The organism is Sporolactobacillus caesalpiniae (assembly GCF_040513385.1).
In the GTDB taxonomy this organism is placed as follows: Bacteria; Bacillota; Bacilli; order Bacillales; family Sporolactobacillaceae; genus Sporolactobacillus.
Genome location: NZ_JBEVCB010000006.1, coordinates 295,962 through 315,309 on the forward strand (window position 1 = coordinate 295,962; position 19,348 = coordinate 315,309).

The following is a 19,348-nucleotide window of genomic DNA, read 5'->3' on the forward strand; positions in this document are numbered from 1 at the left end:
ACAAGCGGATTATGATTTTTTTCGTCTAAAAGTAAAAGTTCGTGAGCTGAAAAAGAATAAACCATAAGATAAAAAAGGCTGATGAAATTACAGTCCAAGTGATTCTGAACTGCTGCGACCACACAGAAGAAATGCTAAGCAGAAAAAGAGGGAGACACGCAAATAACGCGATAAATACAAGTGTAAATAGAAAATTAAAAACAGCCTCAAAAAATGTTCCGTGAATCATGATCACCGCGACCAGTGCAGGAATACCAATAAGCAGCGGCGTACATAAACCAAGAGCGACGACTTGTCTATGATTTTCTTGCACATAGTGATCCCAATAACCTTTTAATTGCTCAAACATTGGTGACAACCTCCCGAAAGAGCCATCTGGTGTAAACACAATCTGCTTGATCTCGGCCTTCTTTTAGTTACAGATTCTTAATCGTTTCTTTATAGTGATCATAAAATAAATCATATGCATCAAGCTGTTCGTTCTGATGCTTCACCATCTCGGCCAGAGGAGGAAGTTCACTCAGGTCATGAAGACCAAAATAGTCGAGAAATATAGGAGTCACGCCATAAAGAATCGCTCGGCCGCTGCCCTCCGCCCGTCCAACTTCCTTAATAAGTCCTTTGACAACTAGTGTTTGCAACGCGCGTTCAGACTTAACCCCACGTATTTCTTCAATATCAATGCGTGAAACCGGTTGTTTATATGCGATAATTGCGATCGTTTCCAGTGCAGCCTGAGACAGCGGCGCAGTCTTCGGAATAACTGCAAATTTTTCCGCGTAATCAGCCATAAATGGCTTTGTTGTCAAGCGATAGCCATTCGGTTGATCCGCAATCATCAAGCCGCTTGCCTCATTTTCTTGATAATCTTTTTTCATTTGCTCAACGTGATTGATAATTTCCTGTGCTGTGCATTCAGGAAGTACTTTATTAATTTGTTCGACAAGCAGCCCTTCTTCTCCTGTCAGATAGAGAAGTCCTTCAATAATCGAATGGATTTTCAGTGGCGTCAAAGTCATCTGCTCCTTCTCCAAGATTGATCAGTATATCATCGAAATTCTCACTCTGTCGGCATGAGACAGCATTCATTTTCATCAGCTCAAGCAGGGCAAGGAAGGTGACAATGAGATGGGATCGATCAGGATAGTCAAAAATAGATTGGAAAGACAACGGATGTTCGGCGGCCTTTAATTTCTCCATGACCAGGTTCATTTGCTGCCCGATCGGCAGCACCTGCCGATCTATTTTCGTGTTTAAAGGTTCTTCCAGCTTTTTTTTCAACATCAAACGCCGAAATGCGCGTAACATATCATGCACTGTAGCTCTGCCAGCCAGTGGAATCGTAGTCAGATCATTGTTCTCATAGGGTGTAAGATCTGAGGGCAATTTGGCAAACAACTGCATGCGTTCATTTTCATTTTCCTTCAAAACTTCAGCCGCTTCTTTAAACTGGCGGTAGTCCAGCAGTTGCCGCATTAGTGCCTCGCGCGTCATCTCCGGGTCCTCGTAAGGCTCATCCACGTCAACACTTGGGAGCTCTGGTTTCGGCAAAAGCATCCTGCTTTTCATCGCGATCAGTGTTGCGGCCATAAGTAAATACTCACTGGCAATATTTAACTCTAGTTTCTGCATTTGATGGATAAAGTCTAGATACTGATTCGTAATCTCCGCGACCGGGATGTCATATATATCGATTTCAAATTTTTTAATCAGATGCAGAAGCAAATCGAGAGGGCCTTCAAAAGCATCAATTTTCACCTTATATTCCAAGCTTATCCCCCTGATTCCAAACTTAATGCACTAATTGTAGCATAGAACGTGTATTCCGTGAATGTACATTCACAGAATATGTGGTCTCTCGCCCTGTGCAGTGCAGATCCAAACGAACCAAAAAAAAGAAACCATTTTATGAATTGGTTTCCTTTTTATCCCCCTCTTCAAAACACTTATCAAAGTATGACTCAATAGCCTGGGATGGAGTCAATGTCGTTTGTTCTCCAATTAGTTTACCCAGTGCCAGGATCATCTTCTTGCCAACCCCTTCCGCACGGTAGGAAGGATTGACACTAATATGTTCAATAACCGCCTCATGATCAGAAGTTATCTGCACGCCGATCACACCCAGTATATCTTCATCATCTTTCCATAAAAAAAGCTGCCAGCTCTCATCGTCCTCATATCTTTTAATCGTTTGTAAAAGCAGCTTTATCTCTTTCTCAGACGGAATAAAAGATAGCAGGCCCATAGCTATCTTTTCATAACTCTTTTTATAGCGAATCAGCATTTTGAACCCCTCATAACTATGAGATAATGAAATCTGCACACCAATCTCGTGAACACATTTCACCATTTATATTATAACCAAAAGAATGAAGCTGTGCATCTATTCGGAGATCAACAATAAAAAAAGCTGCAAAATATGCCTTAATCTTTGCGTTCTCATACTGTTAACTGTTCCGTGAAAGATTGTTAAGCGCCATATCCTGACGAATTAAGTCCTCATAGGTTTCTCTTCGAACAACAAGCGACGCTTCGCCGTTTTCAACAAAAACAACCGCCGGATTCGTGATTCGATTATAATGGCTCGCCATTGAATAGCCATAAGCACCTGTCGAAAAAACAGCCACGAGGTCGCCGGCGCTACAGGATTCAGGCAGATTAGCTTCTTTTATCAGGACATCTCCGGACTCGCAGCATTTGCCCGCCAGAGCGACTTGGCTGTCCGCGGGTTCTAATGCTCTGTTTGCGCAAATCGCCTTGTATTGTGCTTGGTAGAGCGAGGGCCTGATATTATCCGACATGCCTCCGTCAACGGACAAATAATTTCTGATGCCCGGAATTTTTTTTGACGAGCCGACTGTGTAGAGCGTGGTGCCCGCCTCTCCGACAACAGATCGGCCCGGTTCAATCCACACTTCCGGCATTGTTAGATTGTACCGAGTGCACTCTTCTTCAGTTGTGTTCACAATGGTATCAATATACCGCTCAATTGGAAGCGGGTTGTCACCCTCCGTATAATGAATACCAAATCCACCGCCAACATTAAGTACGTCAAGTTGAAAAGCAAAATCACGCGCCCATGTGTCTACATGTTTCATCATGATACGTATAGCACCCGCAAATCCGTCCGTTTCAAAGATCTGTGATCCGATATGCGAGTGGATGCCTTTTAGATCAAGGTGAGGTGAGCGAAGTGATCGTTTAACCGCCTCGTCAGCCATACCATTATCTAAGTTGAACCCAAACTTAGAATCATCCTGACCGGTCATTATGAATTCATGTGTATGAGCCTCGACTCCAGGCGTGACGCGAAGCAGAATCGCGATCTCCTGATTACGCTCCGCGCACATTTTTTCAAGCAAGTCTAATTCATAAAAATTGTCAACAATAACAGCTCCGATTTTTGCATCTAGTGCCATCGCAAGCTCAGTCTCCGATTTATTGTTGCCATGAAAGTGAATGCGTTCAGGATTCATACCTGCTTTCAATGCGGTATAAAGCTCCCCCCCGGATACAACATCCAGCGACAGCCCTTGTTGATCAATAAGCTGTATCATAGCGACAGTGGAGAATGCTTTGCTCGCATAAGCAATCTGCCATTTTAAACCCTCATGTTGATTAAACGCCTGTTTAAATTCACTAATTTTTTGCTTTATCAAAGCGGTGTCATAAATATAAAGCGGTGTACCAAATTCCTTCGCCAGATCCTTGGTATCAATACCGCCGATGCATAAATGGCCTTGTTCATTTATTGTCTGCGTTCCGAACAAAAGAAAACCTCTCCCATCGTAAAGAATGCCGGCACAGCCAAGCCTTTGGCTCCGGCCAAGTCTCATTGTCTCTTATACTAGACTTCGCAAATAGTCTAATTTGTATAAAACAGACAGCTGCGTCTGTTCTCTCTCTATGTAAGCAGCACGAACAAAAATTTAGTGCTAGTGTACCATGATTATCCTATGAAGACAAGAATCACTTTGACTTGTCTTTTGCGGGCTGACGGTACTTATCCATCGGCCGCACAATGCTGGGACGTACCACTGAAGTAGGCAGCGCGCGCCGGATCATGATATTATACAGTCCTGTCGGATTGAAGGGAATGAATGGCCATAGATAAGGCGTGTTAAGATTGCGGACATGCGATAGATAAATAATAAATAATGTCGTCGCAATCATAAAGCCTTGAACATGGAACAGACCTGCCGACAAGATCAAAATAATTCGTACCATTTTATTAGCCAACTGAAGTTCGTAGCTAGGTGTCGCAAATCCTCCGATCGCGGCAACCGAAGTGTATAGAATTACTTCCGTGACAAAAATACCAGCTTCAATGGCAATTTGCCCGACGAGAACTGCTGCTATGAGACCAAGTGCAGTCGATAATGACGTAGGTGTGTGAATTGCCGCTAATCGCAGTGTCTCAATGCCCACTTCAGCGATCAGAAATTGGATAAGCAATGGGATATTGAAATCACTTTTGTTAGGTCCGATGAAATCGAGAAAATTCGGCAGCAAATGATCCTCTACAAGCAGCAGCCACAAGGGAACGAGAAAGACCGATGCAAGAATAGCCATGAAACGAAACCATCGAAGCAACGCTCCCGAAGCGGTTACTTGTCGATATTCTTCTGCATGCTGTACATGATGAAAAAGTGTCGTTGGCAAAATCATGACACTCGGCGAGGTGTCTGTAATGATTACCACGTGACCCTCAAGCAGATGTGTGGCGGCGACATCCGGACGTCCAGTGTACCGAACAAGCGGAAACGGGTTCCAACCTTGCTTCAAGATAAACTCCTCGATCGCATTATCGGCCATGGGTATCCCATCTACATTAATTGCATTTAATTCCTTTCTAATTGTTTTGATCAAACCCGGATTAGCAACATCTTTTAAATAGCAGAGACAGACATCGGTTTTCGAACGCACACCGATTTGTGAGATCTCGCAACGGAATCGTGGGTCGCGAATACGTCTTCTGATCAAGCCTGAATTTTCGATGATGTTTTCAGTAAAACCATCTTTAGAGCCACGAACAACTTTCTCAACATCAGGTTCCTGCGGCTGCCTGCCCGGATAGTGGCGGAGGTCGATGCAAAGCCCTGTCGATTCGCCATCAATGAAAATAACAATACGACCGGTGAGCATCTTGTCAACCGCGTCATTGATCATTGTGACTTCTTCTACCTGCTGATGAACAAGATGTTGTTTAATTTCTTTAAACACGTCGACATTTTTCGAATTTTCATTAGAAAAGCGCATGAATTCACGCATCATGACTACAAGAATGCTGGAGTCCACCAAGCTATTGGTATAGTATATTCGGCATTCACGACCAAGAATCCTGATTTCGCGTAAACCGACATCAAAATTGTGCGGCCCAAAATCAAGGATTTGCTGCATTTGATCTACGTTCTCAGCAATGTCCGCACTAATTTGTTTTTTTTCTGTTTGATTCTCCATACCTACGACTCCTCCATAACGGATCCAAACTTATCCCTTTGGCTTAAAGAACAATGCAACAAGGAAACCAAATAAAATGGCAGAGGTTATTCCTGCTGATGTCAGTTTGAATATGCCCATTGCAATGCCTAAATAGCCATGCTGATGTCCTTCTGTCATGGCACCGTGAAGCAATGAATGTCCAAAACTGGTAATCGGCACAGTTGCTCCCGCTCCAGCAAACTCAATCAAATGGTCGTAGACTCCAAATACATCCAAAGCAGCGCCAACGACAACAAAAGTTGCAACGACATGCGCGGGCGTTAATTTGAAGACATCCATCATGAGCTGCCCAACGACACAGATTGCGCCGCCAACAAGAAAAGCATAGACAAAAGTCATGGTTGTACCTCCTTTGCTGATTCCAAAAGAACGGCATGCGCAATACATGGGATTGTATCCTTTTCTTTCGGTGTCGAACTGTTAAGCAGGGCGCCTGTAGCAACAACAAGCACGCGTTTTAACGAACCTTCGGAAAGTCTGTTGTACAAATACCCGTAAGTAACAACTGCGGAGCAAGCGCACCCGCTTCCCCCCGCGCTGACTGGTTGATCCGACGTATAGACCATCGTGCCGCAATCTTGATGAACATTTGTAATATCTAAGCCCTTTTCAAGAAGGATTTCATCAAGAATCGGAGATCCGACGTTTGAAAGATCCCCGGTAACAATCAGGTCATAGTCTTCCGGCTTGCGTCCGGTATCCTGGAAATGCGTCCAAATTGTATCTGCCGCTGCCGGAGCCATTGCCGTTCCCAAATTGCTGGCATCGTCAATTCCCCAGTCGATGACGCGTCCGATTGTAGCTTCCTTAACCAACACTTTTCCAGGTTCCCTTGTGACAATCGTCGCGCCGGCGCCGGTAACAGTGAATGTTTGTGTCAACTTTGTCGGTCCACCGTATTCTGTCGGGTAGCGGAATTGCCGTTCGGCGGTCGCATTGTGGCTGCTTACCGCGCACAGCACATTATCGGCAAAACCGCTGTCTACTAGCTGCGCGCCTGTCGCTAAAGTTTCCATCGATGTGGAACATGCGCCAAACATTCCAAGAAAAGGAATCCGGTTCTCCCGAGCGATAAAATTGGACGTCACACTTTGATCCATCAAATCACCGGCCAGAAAAAGATCAATATCTCCTTCTACTTTTCCCGCCTTCGCCAAGCAGGCAGAGATGGACCGACGCATAAGCGCACGCTCCGCTTTTGACCATGTTTGTTCGCCGCAATCCAGATGTTCAAATTTTTTGTCAAAACTTTCTACCAACGGACCTTTGGCTTCGAGCGGGCCGACCGCAGTACCCGTTGCAGCCAAATAGATCGGATGATCAAATCTCCAGGTCTGTTTTCTTACTTTACTCACGTGATCACGCCTCCTTAGAATACTTGTTCAATGAACAGCCGGAGTATCCCCAATACGGCAGCCGATACAACACCGAAAACAATGACTTCTCCGGCAAGCTGGAATAGGTTTGTCGCAATACCAAGAACAATGCCTTCACTCTTGTGCTCTAGCGCACTGCTTGTGATTGAATTCGCAAAACCTGTCACCGGAACAATCGTGCCTGCTCCAGCGAATTGAGCGATTTTATCGTAGACACCGAAGCCGGTCATCAATGCCGAGATAAGAATAAGTGTCGCCACCGTCGGATTTCCCGCCGCTTGCTTGGAGAAGTGGAAGAAATACATATAGAAGGTCTGGATTCCTTGACCAATGAGACAAATAAGTCCCCCAACCAAAAAAGCCTTAAGACAATTCATGAAATAAGGGATTTTGGGTAGATATGCGTTCACATTTTCTTTGTAGTTTTTGGGATCATTAAGCATGAAAATAAACTCCCTTCCGATCTATGCTGAAGGTTAGTATCTGCCAACTGATGTAAATTATGCCCGAACGCTCAAAAATCCAGCCATGTGTGATGGTTTTGTGTCTTTTCGGTGCTGAATCGTCGCTTCGGTTACTCGCTTGCCGCGGGCGCACCGCGAGCCTCCTCAAACAGGTAGAAATCTGCGGGGTCTCGCCGGCACCTAATCCCGCAGGCGCCCTCGTTCCTCCGCTTTGATTCTCAGCCAAGACACTGGTCTATTGGTTTGAAAACGTGCAAAATAATAAACTTTCTTTACTTGTGAGAAAAACTGATGCGGTGACTTTCGCGTTGCATGCAGGAGGTATGCGTCATTAGCGAAAGTTCCTTTGCTTCAAATGCTGTTTTGAATCATCACCCCTGTCTTGAACAAACAGTTCTATTTCATGAATCATTTTGATCCTTGATTAAGTAACGTGGCCGGAATAAAATAAGCGGAGATTTTCCGGCTATATGCATCATGGCGCTTGTTTCACAGGTAAATAAGGGGAATTTTTCCGGTTAAGCACAGGAAAAACCTCTATTTTCACGTTTTTCAATGCGATAAGCGGAATTTCTCCGTCTATTTAAGCAATTTTTTCATTCATTTTCTATTTAAGCGGAATTTTTCCGTTTATTTCTTCGATTAGGCGCTTAACTGATCGCCCATCCTAATCTAAATGACCTTATCGTCGTACCGGCATGGCCAAGACTTAGTTGCACTTATGCTAGATTCCGTTATCATTGTGCAAAGAATTAAATGAAATGAGCGTGAAAAAAAAAGCCAGACAGCTCTTATTCGGCAATCTGGCTTTTGATTTCTTCTAGTATTTTCTTTTCAAGACGTGACACTTGAACCTGTGAGATACCCAGTCGCTGTGCCACCTCTGTCTGGGTCTGGTCTTTAAAATAGCGTAAGTACACAATCAGTTTTTCACGGTCGTTCAATTGCTCAACCGCCTCACGAACAACCATCTGATCAAACCATTTTCCACTTTCACCATCTGAAATCTGATCAAGAATTGTGATCGGATCCCCATCATTTTCAAAAACGGTTTCATGAATCGAAGAAGGCGCCCGAATCGCTTCTTGAGAGAGTACAATATCTTCTGGAGAAAGCTCCAAAGCATCAGCTAATTCGCCGACAGTCGGATTTCTGCCTAATCGCTTAGACAATTCATCTTTCTTCTTGCGAACCTTAATTCCTGTTTCCTTTAATGAACGACTGACTTTGACTGCGCCATCATCACGAATAAAACGCTGAATTTCACCGATAATCATCGGAACGGCGTAAGTGGAGAAGCGAACATCATATGAAAGATCAAATTTATCAATGGACTTTAACAAGCCGATACAGCCGATCTGAAAAAGATCGTCCGGCTCATAACCTCGATTTATAAAACGCTGAACAACTGACCAAACAAGCCTCATATTCTTCTGAACAAGGCGGTCGCGCGCCTCATGATCACCCGTCTGGCTCTGTTTAATCAGCTGCTTTACTTCAGCATCACCAAGCAGCGGTTCTTTAGACGCCATTTTGCGATCAAGCTCCATTTGCATGTCTCCCTACTTGCATATCGCTCGGTTGCGGGCGATTTCCTTGGTCATGATGATCGTCGTTCCCTTTCCTTCCTTTGTCTCAATCGTTACATGATCCATAAAATTCTCCATGATCGTGAACCCCATACCGGAGCGCTCAAGCTCAGGCTTAGTTGTAAAGAGCGGCTGTTTCGCTTGTTCCACATCTTTAATACCCACGCCGTCGTCATGGATCGTCACAGTAACGATAGCGTCATCGAGAGAGGTGTTAATGGTCACTTTTCCGATACCGCTATTTTCATAACCGTGAATGATACAGTTAGTTACCGCTTCAGAAACAACTGTTTTAATTTCTGTCAATTCGTCGAGTGTCGGGTCCAATTGAGCGACAAATGCCGCAACCGTCACTCGTGCAAACGATTCATTTTCACTGATTGCAGAGAAGGTTAATGACATTTCATTTCTCATTCAGGCCACCCCCAGAGTGTGAAGTGCATAGTCTTCATCAGTTTCCAGACGAATAATTTTAAACATACCGCTCAGTTCAAACAAGCGACGAACGGCCGGAGAAATAGAACATATAACCATTTCCCCTCCAAGTCCGGAAATTCTCTTGTAGCGACCCAAAATAACACCCAAACCTGAACTATCCATAAACGTGAGTTTCCCCATATTCAGCAAAATATGTTGAACCATTTCCTCATCCATGACATTGTTGACCTTTTCACGTAATTCATCTGCCGTATGATGATCAAGTTCACCCTCAAGCCGGATACACAGCACGCCATACTTAACTTCCAAATCAACTTTTAAACTCAATGCTGCTTCCTCCCTCCCTGAACGGAAATTGTTTTTTATCCAAGTTCACCGAATCCGTAACTATTCGGTAAATCTTTGAGTTCCGATAACTCATGATACTAGTTTCTCTTTTTCTCTCTATGACTCCTGCCTGATGACATAACTAGTGCCGTTTCGTCAAAACAAGGTCACAACTGCCAAGAATTGCAGACGTTAGTGCGTCAGAATGGTTCCTGCGCTTCTCTTAAACAATTGCCACCATGACGCGCGCTTCACGTTGTCTTTGACTACCAGAGGAGTTTGTGAAATGACCTTCCCCTTCTTCTTCACAATAAATTGTCCGACAACGGTTCCTGATTTTATTGGTGCCTGCAACGGACCGTTCATTTTGATCGATTTTTTCAAGCCTTTCGAGCTCTCTCCTTTTTTCAACAAAAGAACTGCCGGATGCTTCGTCACAATCGGAACTTGAGCCAAGTCACCTTTTTTTACTTTCGCCATAGCTACTGTTTTATTTTTACTTAGTAAAGGTTTGGTTACATACGCGGCAAAGGCATTATCCATTAAGCCGGCGATTTCTTTGTTACGCTCCTTTGGTGTCGGCGCGCCCATAACAACGGCCACAACACGCATACCGTTTCTTTTTGCGGTTGCCGTCAGACAATACTTTGCCTCGTTGGTGAAGCCTGTCTTTAACCCATCAGCACCTGGATATGTTTTTATCAGTTTATTTGTGTTTACAAGCCAAAATTTCTTATCTGTATTTTCTCGTAGATAGTCTTCATATTTTGATGTGTAGTGCAGCACTTGTGGATGATTCAGCAGCGCACGTGCCATAACGGCCATATCATTAGCAGTTGTGTAATGATTGGCCACAGGAAGTCCGGTTGGATTAACAAAATGAGTGTGCCGCATTCCCAACTTCTTCGCTTCTTTATTCATATTTGCCACAAATGCCTTTTCTGAACCTGCTATGTGCTCAGCCATCGCAATTGAGGCATCATTTGCGGACGAAATACAAATTGCTTTCAGCATCTCATCCACTGTCATTGTTTCTCCTGGTTCAAGAAAGACTTGAGAGCCGCCCATTGAAGCTGCGTGCTCGCTCACATTCACTTTATCTTTCAAGGAAATTTGATGATTCTGCAACGCCTTAAAGATTAGGAGAAGTGTCATCACCTTCGTCATACTCGCGGGCGGAAGCTCTTTATTCTCGTTCTTTTTAAATAGAATCTTCCCCGTATCCTGCTCGATAACGATTGCTGATTTCAGTTTACCAGTCTCCGCACCCGCGTTTTCCTTTGATTCGGCAAATGCCGAAGCTGTCGGAACAAAAGCCGCGAAAAGGAGCGCGGCACAAGCTATCCACATAGAAAATGCCTTCATGAAAAAACCTCCTCACTATGATCCTTATCATTCTGTCCACGCGCGATTCTTTTATACAGAAGCAAAAGAGAAAAGATAAAGGATAGACAGATCATTGTTTCGGAAATTTTCAATTAGTCATTGACAGGTTGATAGGCTATCTCTATAATTCTTAATAATTTTGCAAAATTAGTTATTTGATTCGTTAAATAGCGAATCAATTATAGAGGGAGCATGGCCATGTTCGCGCACCTTGAACAATGGATGATAAAACATGTTGAGGCTGTTTATTCACCCTACCGTGAATTGATGACCAGCCTGCATGTTTTAACAAAACCGGAACACCATCTTGATCGTCTTGAATGGGCGAATCGTACCCGGCAATCACTTTCATCCGAAATGCTTAATACGTTATCTTTCTTTGGAAAAGTGACGGATGAATGGATGTTTATTATGGATTGCGAACGTTCATTTGGATTCGAAAATCGCTATGTAGAAGATTCGATTGAACAATGGAATCATATTGATTGTGAGGCGTTTGCTTCATTTCTTTTAGGCACGCGTCGCAACCTTGATCGTATCCAGTTAAACCCTGATGAGCGTGAAATTCTTCGTCGTCCGAAAAGATATCAAAAGATGTTCTACCACTTTCTTCACGACTATCACACGACGGTTTTCGCACGCGAGCTCTATCATATTGAGCCTTGGATGATTCGCTCGGTGAACCAGTTTAATGAAGAGGTGCAAAAAGATCCGATCGGAGCACTTCGCTCGGTTCATCCGCGCTTTATTGTCGGCGATCAATCGGTTCAATTTCTCAAAGCGAGGACATACACGCGTAGTTATGAGGATTTGAGATCAATAACTATTATTCCATCAACATTTATCGCACCACATCTATTAATAGACATCGATACGCCCGATCTTTTTGTAGCAAAGCAGCTGCTTGTTCCCTCTCACGATCTACAAGAGGGTGTCCCTACAGACCTGACCGATAAGCTTAAGGCGCTCTCCGACCCGACTCGAATGCGGATGGCACGATTAATGCTTTATAATCCTTACTGCACGCAGCAGTTGTCCGACCATCTAAGCCTTGCGAAGGCAACGGTTTCCAAGCATCTTCGGATTCTTGAGGATGCTGGTTTGATCGAAAGCAGACGCAGCAGTCATTATGTTTTTTACAAAACAAAAGCGCGAGAATTGGAAATGATTCGCGTCGATATGGATCAATTTTTTGATCGTCCCAAACTCAGATAAGGAGGAATGATACCATGTGGATCGCTTTCTCAGCGACTTTTAAGCGTCAACTGATCACCATGCGCCGCGCATATCCATGGTCATTTTTCATTGGACATATTTTAGACGGTGTCTATATCACGATTTTTGCTTATCTCTCTTATCATTTCATTTTTCAAGGTCAATTGAATACACAGTTTGTCAGTTACACGGGCACCTCCGACTACCTTTCCTATGTCATTATGGGCGGCATTTTTAATTCCTTCGCCGTGTCTCTTCTGATGATCGTCAGCCGCATGCTGATTAATGAAATGAGAGAAGGTACATTAGAAGCCTTGCTGCTCACTCCCTCTTCACGGCTTGGCTACTTTCTCGGCGCTGCCATCCAGGGCCTGATGCGTTCGGGGATCGAGTGGCTAGCTATCATTTGTGTTGGCCTGTTTTTTGGATTAAATCTGGTCGCCGCACATTTGACATTGCTCCTTCCAATCATGATCGTTCTTTGTTTCGCTCTTTTCGCACAAGCGCTCGTACTCGGAGGCTTTATGCTCGCTTTTCGTGATACATACATCACGCAGAATACATTATTTGTGATCATGACACTTGTGAGCGGCGTTAGTTTCCCGCCGCAATTTTTGCCTGATTGGATTCAAGGACTGAGCTTAATCATGCCCCTCTATTATGGACTCGAACTCATGCGCTCAGTAATGACTCATAGCGCGCCATCTTCAGGCATTCTTTATCATCTGCTTAGTCTTTCTACGCTTGGCATACTTTACTTTGCAATCGGTTTACTCTTTATGAAACGCATGGAAAAATCGGTATTGGAAAAACATTTTGGATAAGGGGGGAACGATCATGCTTGAAGCAAAACACTTGCATAAAAGTTATACAATTAAAGAAAAAAACGGCTGGTTGAGTCGAAAGAAGCAGCAAGTTAAAGCGGTCAACGATCTTAGTTTAACAATTGAAAAAGGTGAAATTATTGGCCTGCTTGGCGTAAATGGAGCGGGGAAAACAACCACAATAAAAATGCTTTCCACCTTGCTCGCGCCAACGTCCGGTACCATTTCAATCGACGGAATCAATGCAGTGAAACAACCAGAGCTGATTAAGCGACGCGTCAATATGATCGCCGGTGGTGAACGCATGCTCTATTGGCGCTTAAGCGCCCGTGAAAATCTGATGTATTTCGGCCGACTGTATGGTCTAAACGGGAATATTCTGAAGCAAAGATGCCGAGCGCTCATCGATAAGGTTGGTTTGACCGAGTTCGCCGACCGCCCTGTTGAACGTTACTCCAAAGGAATGAAGCAGCGTCTTCAGATTGCTCGCGGATTAATCAACGACCCGGATTATCTATTTCTTGATGAACCGACGCTTGGCTTGGACGCGCCGGTCGCCCGTCAATTGAGAGTTCTTGTCAAAAGCCTCGCCAAAGAGAAAAACAAGGGAATTCTCCTGACGAGCCACTATCTTGAGGAAGTTGAAGAGCTATGCGATCATGTCTCGATCATTGAAAAAGGGCATCTGCTGTTACAAGGCACGCCGCGCAGAATCATACAGACGATTGTCAAAGACCGTTCGCTGATTGTCGTTATGAAGACGCTTGATAAAGAGAACTGGCACTGGCTCAAGCAAGAAACAGATAAGCTTGGCATCCATGCACAGAAAAAGGAAACGAATGAAGGCACGCGCGTGGATATGAAAGCGACCTTTGATATGACTTCTTCCTTTCTTGCACTCGCTCAAAAAAGAAATCTGCAACTCATTCGGTTCGACGCCAAAAAACCAAATTTAGAAGACGCGATCATTCGACTTACGGAGGTTCATGACTAATGATGAAGATGCTGACGATCTGCCAAGCAGAAATGCGAAAGAGTCATCGCCATAATTTTAATAATCGTCTTATGTATTTTTCAATGTTTCTATGGCCGATTATTCAGTTCATCAATGCCTACTACGCATTCAAACCGTTTAATCTCGGACAGAACAGTCCGCTTTCTCGATTTGTTCCTGTAAATAAGCTCGGACTCTTTTTGATCACCGGCTGCATCGCCTACATTTTTTTCTGGAGTCTCGTTCAATCCGCATGGATGATGGGCTATGAACGCCAACAAGGAACTTTGGAACTGATCCTGCTTACTCCCGCCTCTCGAACTTTGATTATGTTCAGCCGCGCTGCTGCAAATTTAATTGAAGCTGTTTGGATGTTTTCTATTTTTGCCATACTCACCATATTTTTTATGGGCGGACTCCACATTGCTCACTGGTGGCTGCTTCCATTTGCCGTCATGGTGCTTCTCCTGTCGGCTGTTGTATGGGGTGGATTTTTGAATACAATCTTTCTCTTCTCACGCGACGCCGGCTTTCTCTATACTCTTTTTGAAGCTCCGATGGAATTCTTCTCAGGAGTGCGTATGCCGATCATGGCTTTTCCAATATGGGCAAAAGTGATCGCTTTTGTTTTCCCACTAACCTTTGTTTTGACTATTCTTCGAGCCATTGTAATGGATGGCAAACCATTGGGAAGCATATGTATCCCTTTAATCGAATTGGCCATCATATTGATTGCCCTGACTGCTGCCTCGTTCGTTCTCGTTCGTTACGCGGAAAAACACGCGAAGGAAACCGGCAATCTGACATTCTTTTGATCTTGTGTCAGATCACTTATAATTAGAAACACAAAAAATTGATGCAAGACATTTTCTCTTAAGTAAGAAAGAGCCGTGAATTTTCTCCACGCCTCTTTCTCGCTTAAATTTAATTTCACATCGAACGAATAATTGATTTAATTAAGGCTGTGAAGTCTGCTTTGACACGTTCTGCTGTTTCAATAACCTCTTTGTGTGCCAGCGGCTGATCGAGAATCCCACAAGCCATGTTCGTGATACATGAGATGCCAAGTACATCCAATTGAAGATGGCTCGCCGCAGTCACCTCAGGAACGGTTGACATACCAACCGCGTCAGCACCCATGACGCGCATCATTCGAATCTCGGCTGGTGTTTCATATTGCGGGCCGTGAGTCGCCAAATAAACGCCTTTACGAATATGGATATTGAGTTCTGCAGCAGCTTCTTCCGCCTTCAGAATCAATTCCGAACTGTATGCATGCGACATATCGGGAAAACGCGGTCCCAGTTCATCATCGTTCGGTCCGATCAACGGACTGTCACCGAGCATGTTGATATGATCAGTGATCAGCATCAGATCGCCAGGATCAAAATTCGTATTGATGCCCCCGCATGCGTTGGTAACAATCAGCTTTTCAATGCCCATCGCCTTCATAACGTAAACAGGAAAGGCAACTTGCGCAAGAGAGTAGCCCTCATAATGATGATACCTTCCTTGCATCGCAACAACAGTCTTTCCCTCAAGCTCTCCGATGACAAATTGCCCTTTATGACCTTTAACTGTCGATTCCGGAAAATGAGGAAGAGATTGATATGGAATCTGTTCCGCATCGGAAATTTCATCAGCCAGATCACCAAGTCCGGATCCAAGAATCAGTCCGATTATTGGTTTTTGACGTGTGGTTTTTCTCAACTTTTCCATTACTTCTTCTATTGGCTTCATATTCATCTCTCCTGTGTGGTGATACATACCATTTATACTATTTTGATCGTACATGTGGATGATAGGTAGTGTAAAGTTTCTTGAAGGGCAAACGATTCGGTCGTGGATAACGCATCGATGCGGAATGATGCGTGCGTCCCATCAATTCATCGACAAATTCGAATGATGCACCGTTTTGCAACAAATGAGCGGTTAATGACTGTCGAAGCGTTTCCGGTGAAATAGGGACAGAAATCCCCGCTTCTTCAGCGTACTGCTTAAGGATTTTCCAAATGCCTTGTCTGGTCAATCGTTTATTCAGCCGGTTTAAGAAGAGCGGCTGTCCGTTTTTTTTCAGTGCCGACTCATGATCAAGTTCCGTTATGTACGATTGGAGCGCTTGAATCGCTTCCGGATCAAGAGGCAGTATCCGCTCGTCACCCTTTTTCCCAACGCAGCGGATAAATTCCAAATCGAGATTGACTTGGTCGCGATTTAACCGGATACATTCAGATACACGCATTCCCGTCGCGTACAGTACCTCCATGATAGCCCGATCACGTTTTCCTGTTCTGGTCCGAGTGTCCGGCGCTGCCAGGAGCTGCTCCACTTGATTCACAGTCAACATTGAGGGAAGCGGTTTCTGTTTTATCTTGGGTAAATCCATAGCATAAGCAGGATCGTTCACCATTTGGTGACTGCGCATCAGATAGCGATGCAAGCCACGCATAGCGGCAGCCTTCCTTGCAAGCGTTGCCGGCGCGCAGCCCTGATCTTTTAGATGATAAAGATAGTTCATCACGACTACTTCTGTGACATCACCCCACTTCTCGCAGCTCGCACTTTCCATTAAAAAAGCAAGATACTGAGATAAATCACTTCGGTATGCCTCAATAGTATTTTCCGACAAACCGCGTTCCCGAATAAGTAAGTCCAAAAAGTCATTTAGCTGTTTCCTCAATCGCTCATTCTCCGTCTCTCAAGAATTCTATAAAGCGCGAATAATCACGTCTGTTGTCCAGTTGATCGCCATCCATCCGTTTGGCGTCCTGATCATGAATGACTTTTACTGCGCCTGATCCCGGTTCATCGTAGCGGTGCACCTTTTCCTGAAAGTGATCCACCCAGGTCATTCCAGCATAAAAAGCCGCAGTGAGTACAGCAAAAGCGATTAATAGTTTGAAAAAATCCATACTCATTCGGAAAATATCGTTCATCTGCTCATCCCTGCCTGTCCAAAATTAATTCTTAGTTAATCATATGAGGGCAGTTCGAGAATATTGCGGTGTAACGACTCTTTTTACTTTTGGATGCCTTCAATGGTCATCGGCCGCAGACAGTTCACACGAAAAAAATGAAAAAACAGTCTGATGCACTCAGGCTGTCGCGGTCGAAAATAATTATACTTTCTCTGTTTCCTGTTCATATTCTTTCTCTTTTTTCAGGCGGTTTTCTTCTTCATGTTTTTCCAAGCAGCGATGACAAATACCGTGAAAAGTCAGGCGGTGATCTTTCACTTTAAAATGCCATTTACGCTCCACAACCTTCTCCACTTCTCCGAGCAGATCCTCCTGTATTTCATCCACAGAGCCGCACTCAATGCAGACCAAGTGATGGTGGAAATGACTCGCCCCTTCACGGCGCAAATCATAGCGTGATACACCATCCCCAAAATTAATTTTGTCTACAATTTTCAATTCAGCTAACAATTCAAGTGTTCGATATACAGTAGCAAGCCCAATTTCAGGCGCTTTCTCTTTGACAAGGAGGTACACATCTTCAGCACTCAAATGATCTCGTTCATTTTCCAACAAGACCCTTACTGTGGCTTCTCGCTGCGGTGTCAGCTTATATTTTTGCGCATGAAGTTGTTTCTTAATACGATTAATTCTGCCTTCCATACAAGCCCCCCCTTTGCAAGAACAATCTCAAAGATAAAATAACGCTGGAATGTTCGGTAGCCAATCATGGCCTGTATTCCTCAACATAATCGTAAAAAATGCGATCATTACCAAAAGATCATTGTTTTTACAGGAAAATTATAATCCTTATTGATAACAGTGTCAATTAAATATAATTACTTTCAAATTATAATTATTTTATTTTAATAAGAACTGATTTCCCGCTTATTAAGAAATAAAAAGACGTATCAACGCAGGCGATATATAAGCTTCGTATCCGGACGCAGCTGCGGCAATCAATGTCGCACTTGCTAATACAATCCCATAACTGATAAATTGCGGCAACATTGGCTGCTTTCTCGTTTTCATTAGGAGCTGCCTTATCATTTTCAACGAAAACGCAACCGACAGAACGGTAAGAAACAAATAGTTTGGAATACTGAGCAGGTTCTGAGGAAAGATGCTGACAAGTACAGCCATTAATCCCTTCGTTCCCATTTGGCTAACAAGAAAACCAACAGTAAAACCGAGAAACATGCCTTTAACAAAGATCAGTAGAAAGATAAGCGGAAGACCAATGACTGAGAGTCCAAGCACCCAAATCAAAACGAGAAACTGCATATCATGAAAAAGGCTCTCTTTGAAAAGCGCTCGCGGATCGGCAATTTGACTCTTGGCTAGTTCACCGAAAAACTGTTGTAAATAATGAAGCAAATCACTTTTCGATTCATAGGAAAGACAATTCACAACAATCGCTCCAAAGACTATGCCCATGAGCAGCAAACCCGTAACAAAAGTATAAAGTGATAAATAATCGCTAATATGCTGCGTAAGCGCTTTTTTTAATCGTTCTGCAATCATTCGGTCGACCTCCCGACATGTTCGATCATCTGAAATCTATAATCTCATTCTATGATTCATTCAGATAACTATGACCAAATCGAGAGTTTTCACGAATCTTTCATTTTGCAGATCGCATTGCCCTAAGCTGCATATATTGCACAGCATAGACTGACTTCGCATCAAATATGCGATGATCTTCTACCATTTGTATTGCTTCTTCAAGGTCCACTGCGCAAACTTCCAGAAATTCATCCTGATCAAGATGCTGCCTGCCTTCAATGAGAGAATCTGTAAAATAGACATGAAGCAATTCATCAGAAAATCCCGGTGACGAATAGAATGAAGCTATTTTTTCCATCTTTTCGCATCGGCAGCCTGTTTCTTCCTCAAGTTCTCTTAATGCGGAATCATCCGGATTTTCATTAGGTTCCAACTTACCCGCGGGTATCTCATAAATAATTCCATCCATTGGATAACGATACTGTCTTACAAGTAGCAGCTTACCTTCTTTATTAACGGCAATCACAGCGACAGCACCAGGATGTTTGACTACTTCACGGGAAGATTCTTCACCGTTTGGAAGCCGTACTTGATCGACAAATAGATGAACAATTCTGCCTTTGAAAATTTCTTTTGAACTTATCTTGTTTTCAGTTAATCCATCCATAAACACACATCCTCTATTGAGTTGGTTTTGTTACGAATAGCCTCATTCATCATGCTGCAATTTGTTCTGTTTTCATTCTATCACAGCAGGCATAGTGATCCAT

Annotated in this window: 23 protein-coding genes; 4 read left to right on the forward strand and 19 right to left on the reverse strand. The window is 43.7% G+C overall.

Going from position 1 to position 19,348, the window contains the following annotated elements; all coding sequences use genetic code 11:
* Positions 1 to 25: 25 nt before the first annotated feature.
* The 13 genes from ABWW58_RS13750 to ABWW58_RS13810 all read right to left on the reverse strand — a co-directional run bounded on the left by ABWW58_RS13750 (position 26) and on the right by ABWW58_RS13810 (position 11,061).
* On the reverse strand, positions 26 to 349 hold the full coding sequence (locus tag ABWW58_RS13750) for a hypothetical protein (protein ID WP_353869651.1): 324 nt from the start codon (positions 347 to 349) through the stop codon (positions 26 to 28).
* Between the two features lie 67 nt (positions 350 to 416).
* Positions 417 to 1,019: an SMC-Scp complex subunit ScpB gene (gene scpB, locus ABWW58_RS13755; RefSeq protein WP_177184559.1), complete on the reverse strand. Its 603-nt coding sequence runs from the start codon at positions 1,017 to 1,019 to the stop codon at positions 417 to 419.
* Positions 982 to 1,770: a segregation/condensation protein A gene (locus ABWW58_RS13760; RefSeq protein WP_353869652.1), complete on the reverse strand. Its 789-nt coding sequence runs from the start codon at positions 1,768 to 1,770 to the stop codon at positions 982 to 984. The genes scpB and ABWW58_RS13760 overlap by 38 nt, the downstream gene beginning before the upstream one ends.
* A gap of 136 nt (positions 1,771 to 1,906) precedes the next feature.
* Positions 1,907 to 2,284, reverse strand: coding sequence for a GNAT family N-acetyltransferase (locus tag ABWW58_RS13765; RefSeq protein ID WP_093668970.1), 378 nt, complete (start codon positions 2,282 to 2,284; stop codon positions 1,907 to 1,909).
* A gap of 163 nt (positions 2,285 to 2,447) precedes the next feature.
* Positions 2,448 to 3,770: a diaminopimelate decarboxylase gene (gene lysA / locus ABWW58_RS13770; protein WP_353869653.1), complete on the reverse strand. Its 1,323-nt coding sequence runs from the start codon at positions 3,768 to 3,770 to the stop codon at positions 2,448 to 2,450.
* Between the two features lie 199 nt (positions 3,771 to 3,969).
* Positions 3,970 to 5,460 (reverse strand): spore germination protein, encoded by a 1,491-nt coding sequence (locus ABWW58_RS13775; protein WP_353869654.1) that lies wholly within the window; start codon positions 5,458 to 5,460, stop codon positions 3,970 to 3,972.
* A 30-nt stretch (positions 5,461 to 5,490) separates the two neighbouring features.
* Entirely contained in the window at positions 5,491 to 5,841 is a 351-nt protein-coding gene (gene spoVAE / locus ABWW58_RS13780) for a stage V sporulation protein AE (RefSeq protein WP_093668964.1), read from the reverse strand.
* Positions 5,838 to 6,857: a stage V sporulation protein AD gene (gene spoVAD / locus ABWW58_RS13785; protein ID WP_353869655.1), complete on the reverse strand. Its 1,020-nt coding sequence runs from the start codon at positions 6,855 to 6,857 to the stop codon at positions 5,838 to 5,840. The genes spoVAE and spoVAD overlap by 4 nt, the downstream gene beginning before the upstream one ends.
* A 14-nt stretch (positions 6,858 to 6,871) precedes the next feature.
* The gene (spoVAC, locus tag ABWW58_RS13790) at positions 6,872 to 7,321 is read right to left on the reverse strand and encodes a stage V sporulation protein AC (RefSeq protein ID WP_353869656.1); all 450 of its coding nucleotides are present in this window, start codon (positions 7,319 to 7,321) and stop codon (positions 6,872 to 6,874) included.
* 812 nt (positions 7,322 to 8,133) lie between these two features.
* Positions 8,134 to 8,892, reverse strand: coding sequence for an RNA polymerase sporulation sigma factor SigF (gene sigF, locus ABWW58_RS13795; protein WP_093668956.1), 759 nt, complete (start codon positions 8,890 to 8,892; stop codon positions 8,134 to 8,136).
* A 12-nt stretch (positions 8,893 to 8,904) separates the two neighbouring features.
* Entirely contained in the window at positions 8,905 to 9,345 is a 441-nt protein-coding gene (spoIIAB, locus tag ABWW58_RS13800) for an anti-sigma F factor (protein ID WP_093668954.1), read from the reverse strand.
* Positions 9,346 to 9,696 (reverse strand): anti-sigma F factor antagonist, encoded by a 351-nt coding sequence (spoIIAA, locus tag ABWW58_RS13805; RefSeq protein ID WP_093668952.1) that lies wholly within the window; start codon positions 9,694 to 9,696, stop codon positions 9,346 to 9,348.
* A 192-nt stretch (positions 9,697 to 9,888) separates the two neighbouring features.
* Positions 9,889 to 11,061 (reverse strand): D-alanyl-D-alanine carboxypeptidase family protein, encoded by a 1,173-nt coding sequence (locus tag ABWW58_RS13810; RefSeq protein WP_353869657.1) that lies wholly within the window; start codon positions 11,059 to 11,061, stop codon positions 9,889 to 9,891.
* A gap of 219 nt (positions 11,062 to 11,280) precedes the next feature.
* Here ABWW58_RS13810 and ABWW58_RS13815 point away from each other — a divergent pair, with 219 nt between their 5' ends.
* Genes ABWW58_RS13815 through ABWW58_RS13830 form a run of 4 tightly spaced genes read left to right on the forward strand, consistent with a single transcriptional unit; the run spans position 11,281 to position 14,930 of the window.
* Positions 11,281 to 12,297, forward strand: a complete 1,017-nt coding sequence (locus ABWW58_RS13815) for an ArsR/SmtB family transcription factor (protein ID WP_353869658.1) — start codon at positions 11,281 to 11,283, stop codon at positions 12,295 to 12,297.
* 14 nt (positions 12,298 to 12,311) lie between these two features.
* The gene (locus tag ABWW58_RS13820) at positions 12,312 to 13,121 is read left to right on the forward strand and encodes an ABC transporter permease (RefSeq protein ID WP_353869659.1); all 810 of its coding nucleotides are present in this window, start codon (positions 12,312 to 12,314) and stop codon (positions 13,119 to 13,121) included.
* A gap of 13 nt (positions 13,122 to 13,134) precedes the next feature.
* Positions 13,135 to 14,115 (forward strand): ABC transporter ATP-binding protein, encoded by a 981-nt coding sequence (locus ABWW58_RS13825; protein ID WP_353869660.1) that lies wholly within the window; start codon positions 13,135 to 13,137, stop codon positions 14,113 to 14,115.
* Positions 14,115 to 14,930, forward strand: a complete 816-nt coding sequence (locus tag ABWW58_RS13830) for an ABC transporter permease (protein ID WP_353869661.1) — start codon at positions 14,115 to 14,117, stop codon at positions 14,928 to 14,930. Before ABWW58_RS13825 ends, ABWW58_RS13830 begins: the two co-directional genes overlap by 1 nt.
* Before the next feature lie 115 nt (positions 14,931 to 15,045).
* On the opposite strand, the gene ABWW58_RS13835 is transcribed toward ABWW58_RS13830, so the two are convergent.
* From ABWW58_RS13835 to ABWW58_RS13860, 6 genes are all read right to left on the reverse strand, one after another.
* Positions 15,046 to 15,861 (reverse strand): purine-nucleoside phosphorylase, encoded by an 816-nt coding sequence (locus ABWW58_RS13835; protein ID WP_353869662.1) that lies wholly within the window; start codon positions 15,859 to 15,861, stop codon positions 15,046 to 15,048.
* A 31-nt stretch (positions 15,862 to 15,892) separates the two neighbouring features.
* On the reverse strand, positions 15,893 to 16,795 hold the full coding sequence (locus tag ABWW58_RS13840; RefSeq protein WP_353869663.1) for a tyrosine-type recombinase/integrase: 903 nt from the start codon (positions 16,793 to 16,795) through the stop codon (positions 15,893 to 15,895).
* 4 nt (positions 16,796 to 16,799) lie between these two features.
* Positions 16,800 to 17,051: a DUF4227 family protein gene (locus tag ABWW58_RS13845; RefSeq protein WP_353869664.1), complete on the reverse strand. Its 252-nt coding sequence runs from the start codon at positions 17,049 to 17,051 to the stop codon at positions 16,800 to 16,802.
* Positions 17,052 to 17,234: 183 nt separating this feature from the next.
* Positions 17,235 to 17,735 carry a ferric iron uptake transcriptional regulator gene (gene fur / locus ABWW58_RS13850; RefSeq protein ID WP_093668934.1) on the reverse strand — a complete coding sequence of 167 codons (501 nt, stop codon included), beginning with the start codon at positions 17,733 to 17,735 and terminating at the stop codon, positions 17,235 to 17,237.
* A 228-nt stretch (positions 17,736 to 17,963) separates the two neighbouring features.
* Complete coding sequence (spoIIM, locus tag ABWW58_RS13855; RefSeq protein WP_353869665.1) at positions 17,964 to 18,596, reverse strand: stage II sporulation protein M; 633 nt, start codon at positions 18,594 to 18,596, stop codon at positions 17,964 to 17,966.
* Positions 18,597 to 18,696: 100 nt separating this feature from the next.
* Entirely contained in the window at positions 18,697 to 19,245 is a 549-nt protein-coding gene (locus ABWW58_RS13860; RefSeq protein WP_353869666.1) for an NUDIX hydrolase, read from the reverse strand.
* Positions 19,246 to 19,348: the final 103 nt, after the last annotated feature.

Bases quoted from the DNA above. Each gene is read 5' to 3' on its own strand.
- ABWW58_RS13835 (WP_353869662.1), bottom strand. From the start codon at position 15,861: ATGAATATGAAGCCAATAGAAGAAGTAATGGAAAAGTTGAGAAAAACC.
- ABWW58_RS13750 (WP_353869651.1), bottom strand. From the start codon at position 349: ATGTTTGAGCAATTAAAAGGTTATTGGGATCACTATGTGCAAGAAAAT.
- spoVAE (WP_093668964.1), bottom strand. From the start codon at position 5,841: ATGACTTTTGTCTATGCTTTTCTTGTTGGCGGCGCAATCTGTGTCGTT.
- ABWW58_RS13825 (WP_353869660.1), top strand. From the start codon at position 13,135: ATGCTTGAAGCAAAACACTTGCATAAAAGTTATACAATTAAAGAAAAA.
- ABWW58_RS13815 (WP_353869658.1), top strand. From the start codon at position 11,281: ATGTTCGCGCACCTTGAACAATGGATGATAAAACATGTTGAGGCTGTT.
- ABWW58_RS13860 (WP_353869666.1), bottom strand. From the start codon at position 19,245: ATGGATGGATTAACTGAAAACAAGATAAGTTCAAAAGAAATTTTCAAA.
- ABWW58_RS13775 (WP_353869654.1), bottom strand. From the start codon at position 5,460: ATGGAGAATCAAACAGAAAAAAAACAAATTAGTGCGGACATTGCTGAG.
- ABWW58_RS13845 (WP_353869664.1), bottom strand. From the start codon at position 17,051: ATGAACGATATTTTCCGAATGAGTATGGATTTTTTCAAACTATTAATC.
- spoVAC (WP_353869656.1), bottom strand. From the start codon at position 7,321: ATGCTTAATGATCCCAAAAACTACAAAGAAAATGTGAACGCATATCTA.
- fur (WP_093668934.1), bottom strand. From the start codon at position 17,735: ATGGAAGGCAGAATTAATCGTATTAAGAAACAACTTCATGCGCAAAAA.
- ABWW58_RS13820 (WP_353869659.1), top strand. From the start codon at position 12,312: ATGTGGATCGCTTTCTCAGCGACTTTTAAGCGTCAACTGATCACCATG.
- ABWW58_RS13830 (WP_353869661.1), top strand. From the start codon at position 14,115: ATGATGAAGATGCTGACGATCTGCCAAGCAGAAATGCGAAAGAGTCAT.
- spoIIM (WP_353869665.1), bottom strand. From the start codon at position 18,596: ATGATTGCAGAACGATTAAAAAAAGCGCTTACGCAGCATATTAGCGAT.
- sigF (WP_093668956.1), bottom strand. From the start codon at position 8,892: ATGGAGCTTGATCGCAAAATGGCGTCTAAAGAACCGCTGCTTGGTGAT.
- scpB (WP_177184559.1), bottom strand. From the start codon at position 1,019: ATGACTTTGACGCCACTGAAAATCCATTCGATTATTGAAGGACTTCTC.
- ABWW58_RS13810 (WP_353869657.1), bottom strand. From the start codon at position 11,061: ATGAAGGCATTTTCTATGTGGATAGCTTGTGCCGCGCTCCTTTTCGCG.
- ABWW58_RS13765 (WP_093668970.1), bottom strand. From the start codon at position 2,284: ATGCTGATTCGCTATAAAAAGAGTTATGAAAAGATAGCTATGGGCCTG.
- spoIIAB (WP_093668954.1), bottom strand. From the start codon at position 9,345: ATGAGAAATGAAATGTCATTAACCTTCTCTGCAATCAGTGAAAATGAA.